Below are 21,830 nucleotides of genomic sequence, written 5' to 3'. Positions count from 1 at the left end.
TCGCCGAACTGCCGCCCCCGCCACGGCCCGCGCAGGCGCGACAGCGTGCCAAGGATCGACCAGCCCGCCCCCGTCATGCCGTGGCCCCGCCCCGACAGACGGCGCCCCATGACAGAGGCCGGGGCGCGCCGCGCCACAGGACAGCCAGCGCCTGACCGATCCGGAATTGCCTCATCTCAAGATCCTGTTTGGTAAGGGAAAGACTGGGGGAAGGTCACAGCCCCTGCGGGCGCGCGGCAGGTGCCGTCGGAGGGTGGACGGGTCAGGAACGGGCCGCGCGGGGGACTGACCCTGCGCCGCCCGCTGCGGGTGCCCCAGCGGCCCGCCCGACACCCGTGGCAGGGGGACAGACGTCCACAGGCCAGACCACCGAGGGACACCGGGCCGATGGTGCAGAGCGGCGCCAACGCCTTCTGAGGCGCCGCGATGCGGGCGCGGGGTGGAGGTTGGAAACCGTGATGAAAAGCATTGCCATGTGCGGGACCGTAGGAAAGGCGCCGCCACCCTGTCGAGCCGGGTTTACCATACCTGGCCGAGTGCCGATGCCGCCTATGGGCCCGGGGATCCCTGCAACCGCGCGGGAAAAAATTGCGCGGCGCTAGGCTGTGGCGCGGGCGATATGGTCCAGCACCACGCGGGCCCACTCCGCGACCGGGGCCAGCGGCAGGGGCAGCAGCTTGTAGCCCGCGGCGGCATAGGCGCGCTGCAGCGCCTCCGACGTGGCGACGGCTTCATCGAAATCCTGCCGCCGCTCGGCATCCTGCGCGAAGATCTGCCGCCATGGCGGGGCGAAGAACACCGTGCCGTGATAGCGGAACTGCTCCGCCGCGCGGTGCATGTGGCCGGGGGCACCGCCCTCGTAAAGCTCCAGATAGCCCACCACGTCGGGCAGGCCCCGGTCGAACAGCACGGGCCCCTCCAGCGCCTGTGCGTCGTGCCATGACCGCAACTCCCATTGCAGCATCAGCTCGGCGAAAAGGCGGCGGTCCGACCCGTGCCAGCCGCTGCCGCCGATCCGGCTCTGGTCGCGGATGATCGCCCGCCCCGCCTCCGGCATGGTGGCCAGACCCTGACGGGCCAGCGCCGAAATCAGCACTGTCTTGCCCGATCCCGGGCCGCCGGTGATGACGAAAAACCGCGCGCTCATGGTTCTGCCTGTGCTTTGGGGGAGGTTGCCGCCGGCGCCATGGGGTGCCCTGCCGGAAGCCCGGACAGCATCGGCTCTCCACAGCCCGCCGTCAAGGCTGCGCGGACGCGCCCCGATTTCGCGATTGCCAAAACGCGGCCACCGGTGCTCACTGCCGGACAGGAGGCCCTGACCATGACCCAGTCCCCCGTGATCCGCCTGACCGATCTGACCCTGTCGCCGCAGCACCATGGCACCCGTTTCGAGGCGGCGATGGCCGCCATCGCGGCACCGCTTGGCGCGACCCATCTGGGCGCCCGGCTGGTCGAGGTGCCGCCCGGCAAGGCGGCATGGCCCTTCCACAGCCATCACGCCAATGACGAGATGTTCGTGATCCTGTCCGGCACCGGCACGCTGCGCTTTGGCCCCGAAACCCATGCGGTCGCGGCGGGCATGGTGGCGGTCTGCCCGGCGGGTGGGGCCGAGACCGCGCATCAGCTGACCGCCACCGGGGACGAGCCCCTGTGCTATCTCGCGATCAGCACGATGCGCGAACCCGACGTGATGGAATATCCCGACAGCGGCAAGATCACCGTCTTTGCCGGGGCAGCCCCCGGCGGCGACAAGGCGGCGCGGCGAATCGCGGCCTCGTTCCTGCAGGAAGACGCGGTCGATTACTGGGAGGGAGAGTGACGCGCTTCCGCCCCTGCCCGGATCCGCGGCACGTCTGAGGCTCGGGCCTGACCCGGCCCGGTCGGCATTTGCCTTCCCCCCGCCTGCGCGCCATGGTGGCCCCGACCAGCAGCCGCGGCGCCGCGCCGCCCCACCGGAGCCAGAACCATGACCGACTTCATTCTGGAAAATCTGCGCCTTGCGGGCGAAAGCGGGCCGCAGTCGCTGCGCATCGCGCAGGGCCGCATCGTGGAGCGGGGACCGGGTGCCGGCGCGCTGGAGGACGACCTGCCGCGGCGCGACTGCGGCGGCTATCTGGCCTGCGCGGGGTTTGTGGACAGCCACATCCATCTGGACAAGGCGCTGATCCTTGACCGCTGCCCGATCTGCGAGGGCACGCTGGCCGAGGCCGTGCGACTGACCGCCACCGCCAAGGCCGCCTTCACCGAGGAAGATGTCTATACCCGCGCCGCCGCCCTGCTGGAACGCGCCGTGCGCCATGGCACGCTGGTGATGCGCAGCTTTGTCGAGGTGGATCCCCGCGCCGGGCTGCGGTCCTTTCACGCGCTGGCGCGGCTGCGCGCCGATTATGCCGATGTGATCGACCTCGAACTTTGCGCCTTCGCGCAGGAGGGGCTGACGCAGGAGCCGCAGACGCTGGATCTGCTGCATGCCGCGCTGAGCGAGGGCGCCGATCTGCTGGGCGGCTGCCCCTATACCGACAGCGATCCGGTAGCGCATGTGACGCAGATCTTCGATCTGGCGGAACGGCACGGGGTGGCGGTGGATTTCCACGCCGATTTCGACCTTGACCCATCAGGCGCGATCCTGCCCGAAATCCTGTCCCAGACGCGCGCCCGGGGCATGGCGGGCCGGGTGTCGGTGGGGCATGCGACCAAGCTCGGTGCCCTGCCCCCGGACGAGGTGGCCCGCATCGCCGCGCAGATGCAGGCGGCGGGCGTGGCGCTTTGTGTGCTGCCCGCCACCGACCTGTTCCTGAACGGGCGCCAGCCCGGACCCGAGGGCCTGCGTCCGCGCGGGCTGGCCCCGGCGCTGGCCTTGGCGCGCGCGGGCGTCACCGTGACGCTGGCCACCAACAACGTGCTCAACCCGTTCACGCCGCTGGGGGATGGCTCGCTGCTGCGCATGGCGGGGCTTTACGCCAATATCGCGCAGCTTGCCTCGGATGCCGAGATGGCCGAAACCTTTGCCATGATCACCGACGCGCCCGCAGCGCTGATGGGGCGCGACCGCGCGCTGGTCCCCGGGGCACCCGCAGACATCGTGCTGCTTGATGCGCCCGATCCCGCCATGGCGGTGCGCATGGGCGCCCCGGTGCGCGCCGTCTGGAAGGCGGGGCGGCTGGTGCTGGACCAGCCCCGCGCCGAGATCCTGCGCCAGCGCTGACCGCCAACCGATCACGAAACCGCGATCCTTGTAACGCCGAGGCCCTGTCCTGCGAATTGCCTAGTGAAGGGCAGCAGACAGTCCTTCTGGTCTGACAAGGAGATGAACATGACCGCGATGACCCCCCGCTTTATCCTTGGCGCTTCGCTGGCCTGTGCGCTTGGCGCCATGGCCACCACGCCGGTCCACGCTCAGGCGATGGAAAAATGCTACGGCGTGTCGCTTGCCGGCAAGAACGACTGCGCGGCTGGCCCCGGAACCACCTGTGCCGGCACCTCCAAGGTGGATTATCAGGGCAACGCATGGACGCTGGTTCCCGAAGGCACCTGCATGACCATGGACCTGCCCGCAGGTGATGACGGCATGGCGCGCATGGGCTCGCTGGAGCCGCTGACCCGCGACATCCCGGCCTGATCCCCTTGGGGCGCGGATCGGCTCCGCGCCCCAGCCCCCACCCCCCGCAGGAGCAGCGCCATGACAGCCCTTCCCGCCGCGGCAGGTGTCGGGTTCAAGCCCGAGCATTTCGCCGCCATCCGCGCCGACCGGCCCCGCGTCGGCTTTTTCGAGGTTCACGCCGAAAACTACATGGGCGCGGGCGGGCTGCCGCATGTGCAGCTGGCCGCGATCCGCGAGGCTTATGCGCTGTCGATCCATGGGGTCGGCCTGTCCATCGGCGGCGCGCAGGGGCTTGACCGCGCGCATCTGGCCCGGCTGCGCGCCCTGTGCGACCGCTACCAGCCGGACAGCTTTTCCGAACATCTGGCATGGTCCAGCCATGGCGCCGACTATCTCAACGACCTGCTGCCGCTGCCCTATACGCCAGAGACGCTGGATCTGGTCGCGGCCCATGTCGATCAGGTGCAGGAGGGGCTGGGCCGCAGGATGCTGCTGGAAAACCCCGCGACCTATGTGCTGTTCGACCAGTCGACCCTGTCCGAGACCGAGTTTCTGGCCGAGCTTGCGCGGCGCACCGGCTGCGGGCTGCTTCTGGACGTGAACAACGTCTTTGTGTCCTGCACCAATCACGGCACCGATCCCCGCGCCTATCTGGCGGGTTTTCCGCTGGCGGCGGTGGCCGAGATCCATCTGGGCGGGCACGCGGCAGAGGATCTGCCCTCCGGCCCGCTGCTGATCGACAGCCATGGCGCGGCGGTGGCCGATCCGGTCTGGACGCTTTACGCCGAGGTCATCGCCCGCACCGGCCCGCTGCCGACGCTGGTGGAATGGGACAATGACCTGCCCGACTGGCCGGTGCTGGCCGCCGAGGCGGCGCGGGCCGACCATCTGCTCCGCGAGGCTGTCCGCCATGCCCGCGCATCCTGAGTTTCTGGCCCGGTTCGACGCGGCGCTGCGCGGCGGCGCGCTGCCCCCCGGCGTGACTGCCCGCGCCCCCGCCGAGGCCGAGCGGCGCTTTGCCGTCTATCGCAACAACGTCACCGTCAGCCTGACCGCGGCGCTGGCGGCGCGGTTCCCGGTGATCGCCCGGCTGGTGGGGCCTGCGTTTTTTGCGGCTCTGGCCCGGCATTTTGCGGAAACCCACCGCCCGCAGAGCCCGGTCACCGCCGAATGGGGCGCGGAGTTTCCGGAATTTCTGGAAGGATTTCCGCCGCTTGCCGCCTATCCCTATATGGGCGACGTGGCGCGGATCGAACATGCGCGGGGCCGCGCCTTTCACGCCGCCGATGCCGCCCCGCTGCACCCCGCCCGGCTGGCGGGGGCGGATCCCGAGACGCTGCGGCTGGGGCTGCACCCCTCGCTGATCCTGCTGCGGCTGGCACATCCGGCGGTGTCGATCTGGGCGCGCAACCAGCCCGGCGGCGCGGATCTGCCGCTGGCGCGCGGCCCGCAGATCGCGCTGATCCTGCGCGATCCGGGCTATGAGGTGCAGCTGCGCGCCGTGACGGCGGGCGAGGCTGCGCTGATCGAGGCGCTGGTGCAGGGCCAGCCGCTGGCAGAGGCCGCCGCCCGCGCCCATGCCGCCGATCCCGGGTTTGACCCCGCCCGCACCCTTCCCGAACTGATGCGCCACGGCGCGCTTGTCGATGCAAAGGTCTGACCCATGAACATGCTGCTTCATCCGCTTGGCCGGTTTAATGCGCTGGCGGGCGCGATCCCCCGCGATGCCGTGGCGCTGGCGCTGCGGGTGTTTCCGGCGCTGGTGTTCTGGCAGTCCGGACGCACCAAGGTGGAGGGGCTGTTTTCGATCAAGGACAGCACATGGTATCTCTTCGAACAGGAATACGCCCTGCCGCTGATCCCGCCGCAGATCGCCGCCGTGCTGGCCACCTTTGCCGAACATCTGCTGCCGATCCTGATGATCGCGGGGCTGCTGACGCGGCTTTCGGCGCTGGGGCTGCTGGCGATGACGGCGGTCATCCAGATCTTCGTCTATCCCGGCGCGTGGGTCACCCACGGGCTCTGGGCTGCCGCGCTGCTGGCGCTGGTCGCCATGGGTCCGGGGCGCTGGTCGCTGGATCATGCGCTGCGGCTTGACCGGGGCTGCGGGCCGCGGTGATGGACGCGCTCTGTGTCGCCTGCGCCGCAGCACCGCCGCGCAGGCAGGACTCCGCGCCGCCGCGTCTTCGGGACTGCGCCCCCTTGCGCATCCCCGATTGCGCGCCCCCGCGCATCCTTGATTACGCGCCCCCGCGCATGGCAGATTGCGCGACTCCCGCCGACCGCGCTAGCCTGCCCGCGACAGCACGCAGGGCGCGGGAGGCCGGGTTGGACAAAGACCCCAGCTGGGAAACCCTTCTGGCCCGCGCCAATGCGGGCGACAGCGCGGCCTTTGCCCGCTTCCTGACCGAGATCTCGCCCAGCCTGCGCGCGCTGATCCGGGCGCGCGGCACCGCCCTGCCCGCCCATCAGCACGAGGACATCCTGCAGGAGGTGCTGCTGGCCATCCATCTCAAGCGCGGCAGCTGGCGGCAGGGCTCGCCGGTGCGCCCGTGGCTTTACGCGGTGGCGCGCTACAAGATCGTGGATGCGTTCCGGCGCCGCAATGCCGCGATCCATCTGCCCATTGACGATTACGCCGACAGTCTGGAACAGGACATGCCCGACACGCCGCTTGCCGCGCGCGATGCCGACCGCCTGCTGGACCAGATCGATCACCGCTCCGCCGCGCTGGTGCGGGCCATTGCGCTGGACGGCGACAGCGCCGAAGAAGCAGGCGGCAGGCTGGGGCTCAGCGCGGGGGCGACGCGCGTCGCCCTGCACCGCGCGCTGAAGCGCCTGTCACAGCTTGCCGAAAGGATGAACCGATGACCAATTCCCCGCCGACCGAAGCTTTCATCCGCGATCTGGCCCGCCGCCCCGCCCCCGCGCCGCTGCGTCCGGCGCTGGTGGCGCTGGCCGTGGCGGGTGCAATCCTTGCCGGGCTGGCGCTGTTTTTTGCGCTGTTCGGCCTGCGCCCCGATCCCGGGGCGATGGCGCGGCCCGTGGTCGCCGCCAAGGCGCTGCTGCCGCTGGCGCTGGCGGGGCTGGCGCTGCCGCTGGCACTGGTCTCGGTGCGGCCGGGCGCGCGGCTGCCGCTCTGGCCGCTGCTGGTGCCGGTGGCGCTGGCCGCAGGGCTTTTTGCGGCGCGGCTGATCGACCTGCCGCCGCAGCGCCTGCTGCCCGACCTGATGGGGCAGACCGCGCTGGCCTGCCTGATTTCCGTCGTCACGCTGTCGCTGCTGCCGCTGGCGGCGGGACTGGCGCTGCTGCGCCGTGGCGCGCCCACCCGTCCGGTGCTGTCCGGCGCGCTGACCGGGCTTGCCGCCAGCGCGGGCACCGCCGCAGGCTATGCGCTGCACTGCACCGAGGATTCCCCGCTGTTCTATGTCAGCTGGTATGGCCTGGCACTTTGCCTTGCGAGCGCGCTTGGCGCGTGGCTGGGCCACCGCCACCTGCGCTGGTAGCGCAGGCCCGCCGCTCAGACGCGGGACACCTGCACCGACTGCCACAGCATTTCCGCAGGCACCTGCGATTCCATGAAAGCCACGTCATAGGCATCGCGCCCCACCGCGATTACCGCCATCGTGTCGGCGCGGCACATGCCGGTGGCATCGACCAGATGCCAGCCGCCGCTGAGCCAGACCTGCGCCACGGCGTGGAAATCCGGCGGTGTCACATCGGGGCTGTAGACCGCCACCATCCGCGCCGGGATCTGCGCCGCCCGCGCCAGCGCGCACATCAGATGGGCGTAATCGCGGCACACCCCCTGCCGCCCGGCAAAGGTTTCAAGCACCGTGGTGCTGGCATCGGAACTGCCCGGCACATAGGCCAGCTCGGCCTCGATCCAGTCGCGCATGGCGCTGATCTTGGCGCCGCCGCCAAGCCCGCCGAAGCGCTTTTCGACAAAGGACACGAACTTGTCGGACTGGCAGTAAAGCGAGGGGCGCAGATAGGGCACCGCCTCGCCGGGCAGCAGATGCAGCGGATCGGCCTGCAGCTGGTCCAGCACCTGACTGCGCCGGGTGATGTCCAGCAGCGCGCGATAGCTCAGACGCATCTCGTCGCCCGGCACGCGCGCCCATATCCGTTCGCCGACCCCGGCATCGCCGGTGATGCGGGTCACATCGGCCGTGCCAAGATCCAGCGTCTCCTGCACGAGCCTCTGCCCCTCGGTCTGTCCGGCCTGCAGGGCCAGAAAGACGGTGTTGGACCGCTGGAACCGGTAATGCAGGGCCACGTCGATCTGGATGCGCATCAAGTCTCCTATTGCCAGACATTTGCCTGCGACGCCTCGGCGGATCCTGCGTTGCGGATCCGGAGCGTCCTGCCGCCGCGTGACGGGCCGCGCAGGTCATGGCCCGTGCCCTAACCGTTCCTCAGCCGCGCTACAACCGGCGAACCGGGCCTGAGGGCACCACAGACCGGCTCCGTCACGCCTCGGTCGCGGAGTCGGTCAGCCATGCGACGATGGCTGCCACCTCGGGACGGTGCAGGTTGGTGCTGTGCGGGATGACGATGTGATGCCCCAGCCGTTCGGGCAGGGTTTCCGGACAGGCGGGCACCAGCCGCCCGTCGCGCAGATAGGGCCGGGCAAACACCTCGGCCACCAGCGCATAGCCGCGCCCCGAGGCGGCGTAATCAAGCGCGATCAGCGACTGGTCCACGATCAGCGCGGGCGGCGGCAGGTCCACATCCGGGACATGGCAGCTGAAAAACTCCTCCCAGCTGTCCAGAACCCCGGTGATCTCGATCAGGGGGCGGGTCGCGATCTCGGCGGCGGGCGCCACCAGCGCGGGCGTCGACACCGGCAGCACCCGGCCCTGAATCAGCCGCGAGACCGTGCCATCGGTCCATGTGCCGTCGCCATAGCGGATGTCGATGTCGATGCCGTCGCGCCCGGCATCCTCGGACCACGAGGTCGACAGCAGCCGCAGCGAGATCTCGGGATGGGTCAGGTGGAAGCTCTGCAGATGCGGCAGCAGCCACAGCATGGTCAGCGAACTGAGACAGCGCAGCGTGACCGTATGCGTATGACTTTTGCCGAAAAGCCCGGCGGTGGAATTGTTCAGCGTCGCAAAGGCCTGCGTCACGATCGGCAGGTAGCTCTGCCCGAGCCGCGTCAGGTGCAGCTCCCGCCGGTGCCGGGTGAACAGCGGCTGACCCAGCTGCGCCTCCAGCGCGCGGACCTGATAGCTGATCGCCGAGGGGGTCAGGTTCAGTTCCGACGCGGCGCGGGTGAAATTGCCCAGCCGGGCGCTGGCCTCGAACGCGCGCAGCCATGGCAGGGGCGGCAGATCGTTGAACATGGGGCGGACCCTTCTGCGAAAAATTTCGATACTGAGGCAAATTATTATTCGTTAGCCCCTTCCGCCGTCAAACTGTCACACTGGCGGCACAACAGGGGGACCATGTGACGCAGTACGATTACATCATTGTGGGCGCCGGATCGGCAGGCTGCGTGCTGGCCGAACGGCTGAGCCGGTCGGGCCGCCATTCGGTCCTGCTGCTGGAGGCCGGAGGCCGCGACCACCTGCCGTGGATCACCATGCCGCTGGGGTATGGCAAGACCTTCTATCACCCGCGCGTCAACTGGCGCTACAGCGCCGCCCCGGACGAGGGGCTGAACGGGCGCAGCGATTACTGGCCGCGCGGTCGCGTGGTGGGCGGGTCCGGATCCATCAACGCGATGCTTTACGCGCGGGGCCGCCCCGAGGATTTTGACGACTGGCAGGCCTCTGGCGCCGAGGGCTGGGGCTGGGACGCGGTCCGCGACGCCTATGCGCAGATCGAAACCCAGGTGGCCCCGGACGGCACGCGGCAGGGCAGCGGCCCGGTGCATGTGCAGGACGTGTCGGACCAGATCCACCCGGTGACCCGGCATTTCTTCGAGGCCGCGCGCGATCTGGGGCTTGGCACCTGCGACGATCCCAATGCCGCCGATGCCGAAGGTGCTGCCGCCTACCGCATCAACACCCGGCGCGGGCAGCGCCATTCCTCGGCCCGCGCCATGCTGCGCCCTGCCCTGCGCCGCCCCAACCTGCGGCTGGAAACCGGCGCGCTGGTGCAGGGCCTGCGCATCGAACAGCGCCGCGCCGTCGCCGTGCGCTATGCCCGCCATGGCCGCGTGACCGAGGCACGGGCGGGGCGCGAGATCCTGCTGGCGGCAGGCGCCGTGACCTCGCCCCGGCTGCTGCAGCTGTCGGGCATCGGCCCCGCCGAGACGCTGCGCGCGGCGGGGCTTGCCGTGCTCGACGACAATCCCAATGTCGGCGGGCATCTGCAGGACCATCTGGGCATCAGCTATCTGTACCGCGCTACCGAACCCACGCTGAACAACGCGCTGGCGCCGCTGTCGGGCAAGCTGCGGGCGGGGCTGCAATATCTGCTGACCCGGCGCGGCCCGCTGGCGCTGTCGGTAAACCAGTGCGGCGGCTATTTCCGCTCTGACCCGGCGCTGGCGCGGCCCGACCAGCAGCTTTATTTCAACCCGGTGACCTATACGACCACGCCCAAGGGCACGCGGACGGTGATCAATCCCGATCCGTTTCCGGGCTTCATCATCGGCTTTTCGCCCACCCGCCCGACCAGCCGGGGCCGCATCGACATCACCTCGGCCAATCCCGGCGATGCGCCGCTGATCCGGCCCGGCAGCCTTGCCACCGCCGAAGACCGCGCCGCCGTCATCGCGGGCGGGCGGCTCTGCCAGAGCTTCATGCAGAGCGCGGCCATGGCGCCGCTGATCGCCGGACCCATTGGCGCAGATCTGCGCGGCATGGACGATGCCGCCATCCTTGCCGATTTCCGCGACCGCAGCGGATCGGTGTTTCACCCGGTGGGCACCTGCCGCATGGGGCGTTGCGCCGCAGATTCGGTGGTCGATCCCCGGCTCAGGGTGCACGGAATCGGCGGGCTGCGCGTGGTCGATGCGTCGGTCTTTCCCAACCTCACCTCCGCCAACACCAACGCGCCTACGATGATGGTCGCATGGCGCGCCGCCGACATGATTCTGGAGGACGCATGACACAGCCCTATTCCGCCTCGGGCGCGGTCCCGCTGCGCGCCGCCCCCGGCGCCGAAGATACCGGCCCGCGCCTGACCCGGATCGAGACCTTCACCACGCCGCTGGTGGGCTTCGTGCGCGTCACCACCGAGGATGGTGCCTCCGGCTGGGGGCAGGTGTCGCCCTATAATGCCGACATCACCTGTCAGGTGCTGCACCGGCAGGTGGCGCCTTGGGCGCTGGGGCGCGGCACCGACGCGCTGGAAGAGGTCATCGCGCAGATCCCCGAACGCGAACACAAATACCCCGGCACCTATCTGTGCCGCGCCATGGCCGGGCTCGACACGGCGGTCTGGGACTGGCGCGGCAAGGTCGCGGGCCTGCCGGTCTGCACCCTGCTGGGCGGCACGCCCGGACGGGTGCGCGCCTATGCCTCCTCGATGCGGCGCGACATCTCCCCCGAGGAGGAGACGCGGCGGATGCAGGCGCTGCGCGACCGCCACGGCTTTGACGCCTTCAAGGTGCGGGTGGGGGCCGAATGCGGCCATGACCGCGACGAATGGCCGGGCCGCACCGAGGCGATCATCCCCGCGCTGCGCCGCGCCATGGGGCGAGAGGCGAGCCTGCTCGCGGATGCCAATTCCGGCTTCTCGCCGGAGCGCGCCATTGCCGTGGGCGGGCTGCTGCAGGATCACGGCTTCGAGCATTTCGAGGAACCCTGCCCCTATTGGGAGATGGAGCAGACCGCCCGTGTCCGCGCCGCGCTGGACCTTGACGTGGCGGGCGGCGAACAGGACTGGGATCTGGTCAACTGGCGCCGGATGATCGCGCTGCGCGCGGTGGACATCGTGCAGCCCGACATCCTTTATGTCGGGGGCATGATCCGGGCCATGCAGGTGGCGCGGATGGGCGATGCGGCGGGCCTGTCCTGCACGCCCCATGCCGCCAACCTGTCGCTGGTCACGCTGTTCACCCTGCATCTGCTGCGCGCCGTGCCCAATCCGGGACGCTATCTGGAATTCTCCATCGAGGGACCGGACTATTACCCGTGGCAGGAGGGGCTGTTCCGCAACGATCCCTACACCGTGACCGACGGTCATCTGACGGTCACCGACGCGCCGGGCTGGGGGGTGGAAATCTCCGCCGACTTCCTTGCCCGCGCCACCTATCACAGCAGCGAGGCTCCTTCATGACCGCCGCCGATCTGATCCACACCTATCGCACCACCGGCACCCTGCCCCATCTGCCGCAGGGGCATTTCATCGACGGGGCGCTGCATCCCGCGCTCGACGGCGCCGAGATGGACAGCTTTGATCCGGGCCGCGCGCAGGTGCTGGGCCGCTTTGCCGCCGGAAGCGCCGCCGATGTGGACCGGGCGCTGAGCGCGGCGGAGCGCGGCTTTGCGGTCTGGCGCGACACGCCCCCCGCCACGCGCTGCCGCATCCTGAACGCCGTCGCGATGCTGATCCGGGCAGAGGCCGATCTGCTGGCGGTGGTGGAATCTCTCGACAGCGGCAAGACCCTTGCCGAAGCGCAGGGCGACATCGCGGGATCGGCGCGGCTTTTCGAATATTACGCGGGTGCTGCCGACAAGCTTGACGGGCGCAGCCCCGATCTGGGCGGGGCGACCGTGGCCTTCACCAGCCGTGAACCGGTGGGCATCACCGCCCATATCGTGCCGTGGAACTACCCCACCTCCACGCTGGTGCGCGGCGTCGCCCCGGCGCTGGCGGCGGGCTGTTCCGCCGTGGTGAAACCTGCCGAAACCACGCCCTTTACCGCGCTGCTGCTCGCCGACCTGCTGGTGCGGGCGGGGGTTCCGGCGGGGGTGGTCAACGTGGTCACCGGCACCGGCGCCGAGGCGGGGGCGGCGCTGGTCCGCGATCCGCGTGTCCGGCATGTCACCTTTACCGGGTCGGTGGATACCGGCATCGACGTGATGCGCGCCGCCGCCCCCAATGTCACCGGGCTGACGCTGGAACTGGGGGGCAAGTCGCCTCTGGTGGCCTTTGGCGATGCCAAGGCCGATCAGGTGGCCGAAGGCGCGCTTTGGGCGATCTTTTCCAATTCGGGGCAGATCTGTTCGGCGGGATCGCGGCTGATCCTGCACCGCTCGCTGCATGACGAGGTGCTGTCGCGGCTGGTGGAGCGTGCGCGCGGGCTGCGCGTGGGGCATGGGCTGGGCAATCCCGACATGGGCGCGATCAATTCCGCGCTGCACCTGTCGCGGGTGGCGGCCCATGTCGATGCCGCGCGCGATCGCGGGCTCGAGATCGTGACCGGCGGCCATGCCCTGCAGGATCCCGAAACCGGGCTGGGCTGGTTCTATGCCCCCACCATCCTTGATCGTGTTGCATCCGACGACCCTGCAGTGCGACAAGAGATCTTCGGGCCGGTCCTGACGGTTCAGGTCTTTGACGAGATCGACGAGGCCGTAGCGCTCGCCAACGGGACCGATTTTGCGCTGAATGCCGGCATCTACACGCCGGACATCTCGACGGCGCTGAAGGCGGCCCGCCGCATCGACGCCGGCCAGATCGCGATCAACGATTACTGGGCCGGCGGCATAGAGCTGCCCTTTGGCGGCAACCGAAAATCCGGCTTTGGCCGCGAAAAGGGGCTCGAAGGGCTGGAGGCCTACACGCGCACCAAATCCATCGCTTTTGCGGTCTGAGAACGCCCCGGAACGGGGCCGCCGCCACACATACACAGAGGAGGATCTGACAATGACCAGTTCGACATGGGGCGCCTCGCGCCGCGATTTCATGGCAGGGGCCGCCGCCGGGGGCCTGCTGCTGGGCATGGGTCTGCCGGGTGCGGCCCGCGCACAGGACAGCACGCCCAAGAAGGGCGGCACGCTGCGGGTGGGCTACACGCAGGGCGAAAGCTCTGACTCGCTGGATCCCGCCACCTATTCCAACGATTTCATGTTCGCCATCAGCTACGCGGTGTTTTCCACGCTGGTCGAGATCGGCCCGGATGGCACCGCCCAGCCCGATCTTGCCGAAAGCTTCGAGCCAAGCGCCGATGCCGCCAGCTGGACCTTCCGGCTGCGCGACGATGCAACCTTTTCCGATGGCAAGACGGTGCGGGCGGCCGATGTCATCTCGTCGATCCGGCACCATATGGGCGAGGAGTCGAAATCCGGCGTGAAGAGCCTGCTGGACCAGATCTCCGACATCCGCGCCGATGGCGACAAGGTGGTGATCTTTGACCTGAAGGCGGGCAGCGCCGATTTCCCGCTGATCCTCAACGACTATCACCTGACCATCCGTCAGGACATGGACGGCCGCATCGACCCCGACAGCCGCATCGGCAGCGGCGGCTATGTCATCGAAAGCTTCGAGCCGGGGGTGCGGATCGAACTGGTCCGCCGCGACGATTACTGGAAGCAGGGCCGCGCGCATTTCGACCGCGTGGTGCTGCTGAAGGTCGGTGACCCTGCGGCGCGGATGAACGCGCTGGTGACGGGCGAGGTGGATCTGATCGACCGGCCCGACCTCAAGACCCTGCCGCTGATGGCGCGCAATCCCAACCTGCGCGTGCATACCCAGAACGGCACGCTGCATTACACCATGCCGATGAACGTCACCGCAGCCCCCTTTGACGACGTTAACGTGCGCATGGCGCTCAAACATGCCATCGACCGGCAGGCCATCGTCGACAAGATCCTGCTTGGCTATGGCTCGGTGGGCAATGACCACCCGATCGCAAGCTCCATGCGGTTTTACAATGCCGATCTGGAACAGCACGCCTATGACCCGGACAAGGCCAAGCATTACCTGTCCAAGGCCGGGCTCGACAGTCTTGACGTGACGCTGCAGACCTCTGACGCGGCCTTCAACGGGGCGGTGGATGCCTCGGTGCTGTTTGGCGAGGCGGCGCGCGCGGCCAATATCACCCTCAGCGTCTCGCGCGAACCCGATGACGGCTACTGGTCGAATGTCTGGCTGAAAAGCCCGTTCTGCTGCAGCTACTGGGGCGGGCGCCCGACGGCGGATCTGATGTTCAGCTCGGCCTATGCCGCAGAAGCCGACTGGAACGAGACAAGCTGGAGCAATCCGCGTTTCAACGACCTGCTGGTCAGCGCCCGGTCGGAACTGGATCAGGACCGCCGGGCAGAGATGTATGCCGAGATGCAGTCGCTGTGCCAGACCGATGGCGGCGCGCTGATCCCGGCGTTCGGGCAGTATGTCTCGGCCATGAGCACCCGCATCAAGATGCCGGAACAGATCTCGGAGATGTGGGATCTCGACAGCGTCCGCTTCATCGAGCGGTGGTGGATGGCCTGACGCCAGCCCCATGGCGGCGACCGGATCCGGTCGCCCTGACACCACCTTGCCGCCCGTGCCAGTCCTTGGCCGGGCGGCCTGCGGAGAACACCCGATGTCGCCTGTCCCCAAACTGATCCTGCAGCGCCTTGTTCTGGGCGTGGTCACGCTGTTCCTCGTCTCGGCGCTGATCTTTGTCGGGATCGAACTGCAGCCCGGCGATCTGGCCGAGCAGATCCTTGGCCAGTCCGCCACCCCCGACACGCTTGCCGCATGGCGGGCGGAGCTTGGCCTCGACCTGCCGCCGCATGTCCGCTACCTGAACTGGCTTGGCGGCGTGATGCAGGGCGATCTGGGCAATTCGCTGGCCTCGCGCCGTCCGGTGGCGGATCTGCTGTCGCAGCGGCTGGCCAACACGATGTTCCTTGCGGGCTATGCGGCGGTGATCTCCGTGCCCGTCGCGGTGGTGCTGGGGCTGCTTGCGGCGCTCTGGCGCAACGGCATCTTCGACCGGGGGGTGAATGTCGGCGCGCTCAGCGCGATTTCCATGCCGGAATTCTTTGTCGCCTATGTGCTGATCCTCGTCTTCTCGATCCAGCTGGGCTGGTTCCCGACGCTGGCGCGCATCGACGAGGCGCAGTCGCTTGGCGACGCGCTTTATCGCTGTTTCCTGCCCGCGCTGACGCTGATGCTGGTGGTGGTCGCGCATATGATGCGGATGACCCGCGCCGCCGTGATCAACGTGCTGGCCTCCCCCTATATCGAGATGGCGCGGCTGAAGGGCGTGCCGCGCTGGCGGATCATCCTGCGCCATGCCCTGCCCAATGCCGCAGCCCCCATCATCAATGTCGTGGCGCTGAACCTCGCCTATCTGATCGTCGGCGTCGTGGTGGTGGAGGCGGTGTTCTCCTATCCGGGCATGGGGCAGCTGCTGGTCGATGCGGTGTCGAGCCGCGACCTGCCGGTGGTGCAGGCGGTCGGGCTGTTCTTTGCCGCAACCTATGTGACGCTGAACGTGCTGGCCGACATCCTGTCGATCCTGTCCAATCCCCGCCTGCGCCGCGGCTGATCGAGATGAATGTGATGACCGTGACGACCACCCTGAAATCCGCCCCGCCCACCGCATGGTTCGGCATGGCCGTGGTGGCGCTGACCATCGTCGTGGCGCTTGGCGCGCCGTGGATCGCCCCCTATGCCGAGACCGAGATCGTCGGCGCGCAGTTCCAGCCATGGAGCGCCGCGCATCCGCTCGGGACCGACAATCTGGGCCGGGACATGCTGTCGCGCATGATCTTCGGCGCCCGCAACACCGTGGGGCTGGCGATGCTGACCACCGGCATGGCCTTTGCCGCGGGGTCGGTGCTGGGTATGCTGGCGGCGCTGCGCGGCGGCTGGACCGACCAGCTGCTGTCGCGCGCCATCGATGTGGTGATGGCGGTGCCGCCGCTGATCCTTGCGCTGATGATGCTGGCCATCGTCGGCGCGTCGATCCCCAACATGGTGGCGGTGATCGCCTTCATCTACATCGCGCCCGTCTACCGGCTGGCACGGGCGGCGGCGATGAATGTCGTGCGGCTTGATTTCATCGAGGCGGCCCGCCTGCGCGGCGAAGGCACGCTGTGGCTGATGCGGCGCGAGGTGCTGCCCAACATCGCCTCCACGCTGATCGCGGAGTTCGGGCTGCGCTTCTGCTTCGTGTTCCTGTTCATCGCGGCGCTGTCCTTTCTGGGCATCGGCATCCAGCCCCCCACGGCGGACTGGGGATCCATGGTCAAGGACAACGCGACGCTGATCACCTTCGGAGACGTGACGCCGCTGATCCCGGCAGGGGCCATCGCGCTGCTGACGGTGGCGATCAATTTCATTGTGGACTGGATGCTGCATCGCGCCAGCGGGCTGAAGACATGAACAACACCCCGATGACCCCCCTTCTGGAAATGCGCGGCCTGCGGCTGGAAGCCGGGCCGGTGAAATCCCCCACCGTGATCCTGCACGGGCTCGATCTGACGCTGCGGCGCGGCGAGGTGCTGGGGCTGGTGGGCGAAAGCGGCGCGGGCAAAAGCTCTGCCGGGCTGGCGGCCATGGGCGTGGTGCGCGACGGCGTGCGCTTTGCCGGCGGGTCGGTGCGGTTTGACGGGGTCACGCTGACCGATCTGTCGCCCGCGAAGCTGCGCAGGCTGCTGGGGCGGCGCATGGCCTATGTCGCGCAGTCGGCGGCGGCAAGTTTCAATCCGGCGCATCGCGTGCTGGATCAGGTGACCGAGGCGCCGGTGCTGCATCAGACCGCCTCCCGGTCGCAGGCGCAGCAGGAGGCGATCGCGCTCTTCCGCCAGATGCAGCTGCCCGATCCCGACCAGATCGGCCTGCGCTATCCGCATCAGCTGTCGGGCGGCCAGCTGCAGCGGGCGATGACCGGCATGGCCATGGCCTGCCGCCCCGATCTGATCGTGTTCGACGAACCCACCACCGCGCTGGACGTCACCACCCAGATCGAGGTTCTGGGCGCCATGCGCGACATCGTCGAACATTTCGGCACCGCCGCGATCTACATCACCCATGATCTTGCCGTGGTCAGCCAGATGGCCGACCGCGTGATGGTGATGCGCGACGGGCGCGAGGTGGAAACCCAGCGCACCCGCGAAATCCTGTCCGACCCGCAGCAGGATTATACCCGCTCGCTCTGGGCCGTGCGCAGTCTGGAGCGTCCGGCAAAGCCCGCCGACACGCCGCCGCTGGTGGAATGCCGCGACCTGACCGCAGCTTATGGCGAGGTGACGGTGCTGAAGGACGTGTCGGTCCGCCTGCCCACCGGACGCACCACGACGGTGGTGGGTGAAAGCGGCTCGGGCAAGACCACGCTGGCGCGGGTGATCGCGGGGCTGCTGCCCCCCGTCTCGGGCGAGGTGCTGTGGCAGGGCCAGCCGCTGCCGCCGGATTATGCCCGCCGCGATCCCGCGCTGCTGCAGGACATCCAGATGATCTATCAGATGGCCGATACCGCGCTGAATCCCCGCCACACCGTGCGCGAGACCCTGACCCGCCCTGCCCGGTTCTGCCGTGGCCTGTCTGGCCGCACGCTGGAGGCGCGGGTGCGCGAGCTGATTGATCTGATCGAGATGCCGCCCGGCCAGTTCCTTGACCGCCGCATCCCCGAGCTGTCGGGGGGGCAGAAACAGCGGATCGGCATTGCCCGCGCGCTGGCCGCCGAACCAAAATTCCTGATCTGCGACGAGGTGACCTCGGCGCTGGACCAGCTGGTGGCGCAAGGCATCCTGCGCCTGCTGATGCGCCTGCAGGACGAGCTTGACCTGACGCTGCTGTTCATCACCCATGATCTGGCGACGGTGCGCGCCGTCGCCGATCAGGTGGTGATCATGCAGCAGGGCCGCATCGTCGAACAGGGCCCGCGCCAGCAGATCTTTGACAGCCCGCAGCAGGCCTATACCCGCCGCCTGCTGGATGCGGTGCCGCAGATGGATCCGGACTGGCTGTCCCGCGTGCGCTAGGGCGCGGCCTTGGCCAGACGCGCGGCCCGGGGGGCCGCAGACAGCAGGCCCTGCCGCATCAGATCGGCCAGCGCGCCGTAAAGGCTGGTCCAGACCTGCCGGGCACGGGCGTCAAAGGCGGCGCCCAGCCACTGCTCCAGCACCTGCAGCAGCGCCGCCCCCACCGGCGCGAACTGATCGGGCCGCACGCCATACTCGGCATGGCGGGCGCCCAGCGCGATCACCGCCGGGGCCAGCGTCTCCGCCCGGTCCAGATGGGCCATGGCGAAATGCAGGACCGCCATCAGCTTGCGGCCCTGATCGGTCATGTCGCGCGGGAAATAGGCGCGCAGATCGGGCGCGAGGGCAAAGAGGTGGCCGTAGAAGGCCGCCGAAAACGCCTCCTCCTGACCGGACAGGGCGGCGAAATGGTGCCGCACGAGGCGGATGTCATCAGGGGTCATCGGCATTTCTCCGGACCGGGACGGGGCGCGGGATGCGCCCCCTGCGCGGTCCGGTATAGGCGGGGCTGCTGCCCTGCTGCGTGTCACGCGGGAGGTGCCCCTGTCGCAATTGTCGCAGCCGCCGCGTGGCGTCACAGATCGCCGGGTTCGAACATGTAGCCTTCGCCGCGCACGGTGCGCAGCACGCGGGGATGGGCGGGATCGACCTCGATCTTCTTGCGCAGCCGGGCGATGCGGTTGTCCACCGACCGGTCATAGGGATCCCACTGGCGGTTATGGGCGAGTTCGAGGATCTGGTCGCGGTTCAGCACCCGGCGCGGATGGGTGGCGAAGACGTAAAGCAGATCATATTCCATCGCCGTCAGCGGCAGGCCATTGCCCGCATCGTCAAAAAGCTGGCGTTCGGCCAGATCGAACACGCATCTGCCAAAGCGCATCCGCTCCGGCGGGCGGCCATTCACCACCACCGGGCTCATCGTGCGGCGCAGCACGGCGCGGATGCGGGCGCGCAGCTCGGCCAGCTCGAACGGTTTGGGCAGGTAATCATCCGCCCCCATTTCCAGCCCCACCACCTTGTCGGAAAGCGAGCCCATGGCGGTCAGCATCAGGATGGCGCAGTGATGGTCGGATTTCAGCCAGCGCGCCAGCGACAGCCCGTCCTCGCCCGGCATGTTCAGATCCAGCAGCACCAGATCGGGCCGCAGCTTCGGCACGAGACGGCGCAGCGTCGCCCCGTCGATGGCCTGCTCCACGGCATAGCCCTGCATGGCGACAAATTCCACCAGCGTCTCGCGCATGTCGGGATCGTCGTCGCAGACGATGATCCGCGCCTTTTCGCCCTGCGGGGGATGGCCTGCGCGCGAGGACATGGATCAGGCCTCCCAAGCTGTTGCTTATCCGGCAAAGGCTAGCCCAGCCCTGCCCGCTTTGCACCTGTCCGCAGCGCCGTTGCGACAATTGCGACAAAGATTCCGCCCCGGTCGCAGCATTGCGGCGCAGGGCAGCCCGCACGGCCCCGCGACAATTGCGACATATCCGCCGCCGCCGCGTCGCAGAAACGCGGGCGAAAGGCCCCAGAACGCCGGGACCGAAACCAAGGAGGCAGCGATGCCAAAGACACTCATCACACTGGAACCCTTCGTCGCGAATACCTTTGACCCGACGGACGGTCTGATCGACCTCGACTACGAGGTGCATGGCGGCACCAAGAACGACAGCATCAAGACGCTGGACGGCAATGATCTTGCCTATGGCGGTGCGGGCAACGATTCCATCTGGAGCCTGTCGGGCTCTGACACCTTTTATGGCGGCGCGGGCGATGACCGGATCTGGCAGTCCTCCCACAAGCTTCTGGTCTACAGGAAACTCGTGGCCCATGGCGAGGAGGGCAATGACACGATCAGCGGCTCAGACGGCGATGACAAGCTCTATGGTGGCGCCGACAATGACGACCTTTATGGCTCGTGGGGTGCCAACTACCTGTCCGGCGGCACGGGCAATGACACGATCTGGGGCGGAGCCGACGCTTTGGCGGACACGATGGTCGGCGGCACCGGGGACGACGTCTTCGTGTTCACCGGAGATTTCCAGTCCGACAAGATCTACGAGGATCCGGCGGGCGGCCATGACACGCTGTATGTGCAGCCCGGTGCCCATCTTACCCTTGCCGATTACGTCGAAGACCTGATCGTGGCGGCGCCGGGATCGGCCTACAACACCGGGCAGGTGTCGCAGTATTTCAGCTCGGTCCTGACCGGCAACGCGATGGCCAATACCATCTCCTCCGTCGCGGGCTGGGACACGCTGAAAGGCGGCGCGGGCAATGACAGCCTCAGTGCCGGTGCAGGGCATGACGTGCTCTATGGCGGGGCGGACAATGACCTGCTGCTTGGTCAGGAGGGCAAGGATACGCTTTATGGCGAAAGCGGCCATGACACGCTGCAGGGCGGCAGCGGCGAAGACCGGCTTTATGGCGGCACCGACGGGGACACCCTGTCGGGCGGCACCGACAATGACACGCTCTGGGGGGAGGATGGCGACGACCTGCTCGACGGCAACGAAGGCACCGACGTGCTTTATGGCGGCGCGGGACATGACCGGCTGACCGGCAGCGGCAAGGATCTGCTGCAGGGCGGGCTGGGCAATGACACCTATCACGTCGACAGCACGGCGCAGATCCTCGAGTCCTTGAACAGCGGGATCGATACGGTGATCACCAAGGCCACCAGCCTGTCGCTTGCCGCCAATGTCGAGAACCTGACCTTCGACACCGCCTCCCACCATACCGGCACCGGCAATGCCGGGGCCAACGTGATCGAGGACACAGGCTGGTCCGGGCCCGCCAAGGCGAACTCCACCTTCTACGGCCTTGGCGGCAATGATACGCTGAACGGCGGCGACGGCAGCGACAAGCTTTATGGCGGCGGCGACCACGACACGCTGAGGGGCGAGGAAGGCAGCGACCGTCTGGAAGGCGGCGCAGGCAATGACCTGCTCTATGGCGGCGAGGGCGATGACCTGCTGGCCGGTGGCGCGGGTCAGGACAAGCTTTATGGCGGCGAGGGCGCCGACCGCTTCGTCTTCTACACCGCGTCGGATTCGGCGGGCGCGACCTATGACAAGCTTGTGGGCTTCGACTTCGGAGCGGACAGGATCGACCTCTCCTCCATCGATGCCAACAGCCTGCTGGCGGGCAATCAGGCGTTCAGCTTCTCTGTCGACAAGCCCTTCTTCACCAGCGCCGGGGATCTGTGGACCGAACTGGGTGGCGCCGGGATCAAGATCTTGGGCGACACCAATGGTGATGGCGTGGCCGATTTCCAGCTTGTGGTCTATGGCATCGGCAATCCCTACGAGGTGGACTTCGAAGCCGCAGATTTCATCCTGTAACCGCGCCGCCCTGCGCGCCCAGTTCGGCCAGCACGGCGCGCAGGCTTTCCAGATCGAAGGGCTTGGCCAGAACCGGAC

General features: G+C 68.4%; 21 protein-coding genes. 16 read left to right on the top strand and 5 right to left on the bottom strand.

What is annotated here, in order from left to right; translation table 11 throughout:
* Positions 1-598: 598 nt before the first annotated feature.
* The gene (locus VK682_RS14170; RefSeq protein WP_324782081.1) at positions 599-1,147 is read right to left on the bottom strand and encodes an AAA family ATPase; all 549 of its coding nucleotides are present in this window, start codon (positions 1,145-1,147) and stop codon (positions 599-601) included.
* Positions 1,148-1,321: 174 nt separating this feature from the next.
* On the opposite strand from VK682_RS14170, the gene VK682_RS14165 reads away from it, so the two are divergent.
* From VK682_RS14165 to VK682_RS14130, 8 genes are all read left to right on the top strand, one after another.
* Positions 1,322-1,819: a cupin domain-containing protein gene (locus tag VK682_RS14165; RefSeq protein ID WP_230794226.1), complete on the top strand. Its 498-nt coding sequence runs from the start codon at positions 1,322-1,324 to the stop codon at positions 1,817-1,819.
* A 147-nt stretch (positions 1,820-1,966) separates the two neighbouring features.
* Positions 1,967-3,205, top strand: a complete 1,239-nt coding sequence (locus tag VK682_RS14160) for an amidohydrolase family protein (protein ID WP_230794225.1) — start codon at positions 1,967-1,969, stop codon at positions 3,203-3,205.
* Between the two features lie 117 nt (positions 3,206-3,322).
* Positions 3,323-3,619 (top strand): BufA1 family periplasmic bufferin-type metallophore, encoded by a 297-nt coding sequence (locus VK682_RS14155; protein ID WP_380716283.1) that lies wholly within the window; start codon positions 3,323-3,325, stop codon positions 3,617-3,619.
* 60 nt (positions 3,620-3,679) lie between these two features.
* Positions 3,680-4,528 (top strand): MNIO family bufferin maturase, encoded by an 849-nt coding sequence (gene bufB, locus VK682_RS14150; RefSeq protein ID WP_230794223.1) that lies wholly within the window; start codon positions 3,680-3,682, stop codon positions 4,526-4,528.
* Positions 4,512-5,261, top strand: a complete 750-nt coding sequence (locus VK682_RS14145) for an HvfC/BufC N-terminal domain-containing protein (RefSeq protein ID WP_230794222.1) — start codon at positions 4,512-4,514, stop codon at positions 5,259-5,261. Before bufB ends, VK682_RS14145 begins: the two co-directional genes overlap by 17 nt.
* A gap of 3 nt (positions 5,262-5,264) precedes the next feature.
* Entirely contained in the window at positions 5,265-5,720 is a 456-nt protein-coding gene (locus tag VK682_RS14140; protein WP_230794221.1) for a DoxX family protein, read from the top strand.
* A gap of 209 nt (positions 5,721-5,929) precedes the next feature.
* Positions 5,930-6,472, top strand: a complete 543-nt coding sequence (locus VK682_RS14135) for a sigma-70 family RNA polymerase sigma factor (protein ID WP_230794220.1) — start codon at positions 5,930-5,932, stop codon at positions 6,470-6,472.
* Positions 6,469-7,107 (top strand): NrsF family protein, encoded by a 639-nt coding sequence (locus tag VK682_RS14130; protein WP_230794219.1) that lies wholly within the window; start codon positions 6,469-6,471, stop codon positions 7,105-7,107. Before VK682_RS14135 ends, VK682_RS14130 begins: the two co-directional genes overlap by 4 nt.
* Positions 7,108-7,121: 14 nt before the next feature.
* Here VK682_RS14130 and VK682_RS14125 read toward each other — a convergent pair whose 3' ends face one another.
* Together VK682_RS14125 and VK682_RS14120 are read right to left on the bottom strand one after the other, a co-directional pair.
* Positions 7,122-7,898: a transglutaminase-like domain-containing protein gene (locus VK682_RS14125; RefSeq protein WP_230794218.1), complete on the bottom strand. Its 777-nt coding sequence runs from the start codon at positions 7,896-7,898 to the stop codon at positions 7,122-7,124.
* Positions 7,899-8,073: 175 nt separating this feature from the next.
* The gene (locus tag VK682_RS14120; RefSeq protein WP_089851261.1) at positions 8,074-8,949 is read right to left on the bottom strand and encodes a LysR family transcriptional regulator; all 876 of its coding nucleotides are present in this window, start codon (positions 8,947-8,949) and stop codon (positions 8,074-8,076) included.
* A 104-nt stretch (positions 8,950-9,053) separates the two neighbouring features.
* Between VK682_RS14120 and VK682_RS14115 the strand changes: the two genes are divergently transcribed.
* The 7 genes from VK682_RS14115 to VK682_RS14085 all read left to right on the top strand — a co-directional run bounded on the left by VK682_RS14115 (position 9,054) and on the right by VK682_RS14085 (position 18,420).
* A complete protein-coding gene (locus VK682_RS14115; RefSeq protein ID WP_324782080.1) occupies positions 9,054-10,664 on the top strand; it encodes a GMC family oxidoreductase in 1,611 nt (536 codons plus the stop codon).
* Complete coding sequence (locus tag VK682_RS14110; RefSeq protein ID WP_324782079.1) at positions 10,661-11,836, top strand: mandelate racemase/muconate lactonizing enzyme family protein; 1,176 nt, start codon at positions 10,661-10,663, stop codon at positions 11,834-11,836. The genes VK682_RS14115 and VK682_RS14110 overlap by 4 nt, the downstream gene beginning before the upstream one ends.
* Positions 11,833-13,317 carry an aldehyde dehydrogenase family protein gene (locus VK682_RS14105; protein ID WP_230794215.1) on the top strand — a complete coding sequence of 495 codons (1,485 nt, stop codon included), beginning with the start codon at positions 11,833-11,835 and terminating at the stop codon, positions 13,315-13,317. The genes VK682_RS14110 and VK682_RS14105 overlap by 4 nt, the downstream gene beginning before the upstream one ends.
* Before the next feature lie 52 nt (positions 13,318-13,369).
* Positions 13,370-14,935 carry an ABC transporter substrate-binding protein gene (locus tag VK682_RS14100; RefSeq protein ID WP_230794214.1) on the top strand — a complete coding sequence of 522 codons (1,566 nt, stop codon included), beginning with the start codon at positions 13,370-13,372 and terminating at the stop codon, positions 14,933-14,935.
* A gap of 94 nt (positions 14,936-15,029) precedes the next feature.
* The gene (locus VK682_RS14095; protein ID WP_089851271.1) at positions 15,030-15,983 is read left to right on the top strand and encodes an ABC transporter permease; all 954 of its coding nucleotides are present in this window, start codon (positions 15,030-15,032) and stop codon (positions 15,981-15,983) included.
* 14 nt (positions 15,984-15,997) lie between these two features.
* Entirely contained in the window at positions 15,998-16,822 is an 825-nt protein-coding gene (locus tag VK682_RS14090; RefSeq protein WP_089851312.1) for an ABC transporter permease, read from the top strand.
* Positions 16,819-18,420, top strand: coding sequence for an ABC transporter ATP-binding protein (locus tag VK682_RS14085; protein ID WP_324782078.1), 1,602 nt, complete (start codon positions 16,819-16,821; stop codon positions 18,418-18,420). The genes VK682_RS14090 and VK682_RS14085 overlap by 4 nt, the downstream gene beginning before the upstream one ends.
* Here VK682_RS14085 and VK682_RS14080 read toward each other — a convergent pair.
* Both VK682_RS14080 and VK682_RS14075 read right to left on the bottom strand, forming a co-directional pair.
* Positions 18,417-18,863, bottom strand: a complete 447-nt coding sequence (locus VK682_RS14080) for a globin domain-containing protein (protein WP_230794212.1) — start codon at positions 18,861-18,863, stop codon at positions 18,417-18,419. The genes VK682_RS14085 and VK682_RS14080 overlap by 4 nt on opposite strands.
* Before the next feature lie 131 nt (positions 18,864-18,994).
* Positions 18,995-19,732: a response regulator gene (locus tag VK682_RS14075; protein WP_230794211.1), complete on the bottom strand. Its 738-nt coding sequence runs from the start codon at positions 19,730-19,732 to the stop codon at positions 18,995-18,997.
* A 238-nt stretch (positions 19,733-19,970) separates the two neighbouring features.
* Between VK682_RS14075 and VK682_RS14070 the strand changes: the two genes are divergently transcribed.
* Positions 19,971-21,752: a calcium-binding protein gene (locus tag VK682_RS14070; RefSeq protein ID WP_324782077.1), complete on the top strand. Its 1,782-nt coding sequence runs from the start codon at positions 19,971-19,973 to the stop codon at positions 21,750-21,752.
* Positions 21,753-21,830: the final 78 nt, after the last annotated feature.

It is taken from the genome of Salipiger marinus (assembly GCF_035481585.1).
Lineage (GTDB): Bacteria > Pseudomonadota > Alphaproteobacteria > Rhodobacterales > Rhodobacteraceae > Salipiger > Salipiger marinus.
This window is presented reverse-complemented; position numbering and strand designations above follow the sequence as displayed.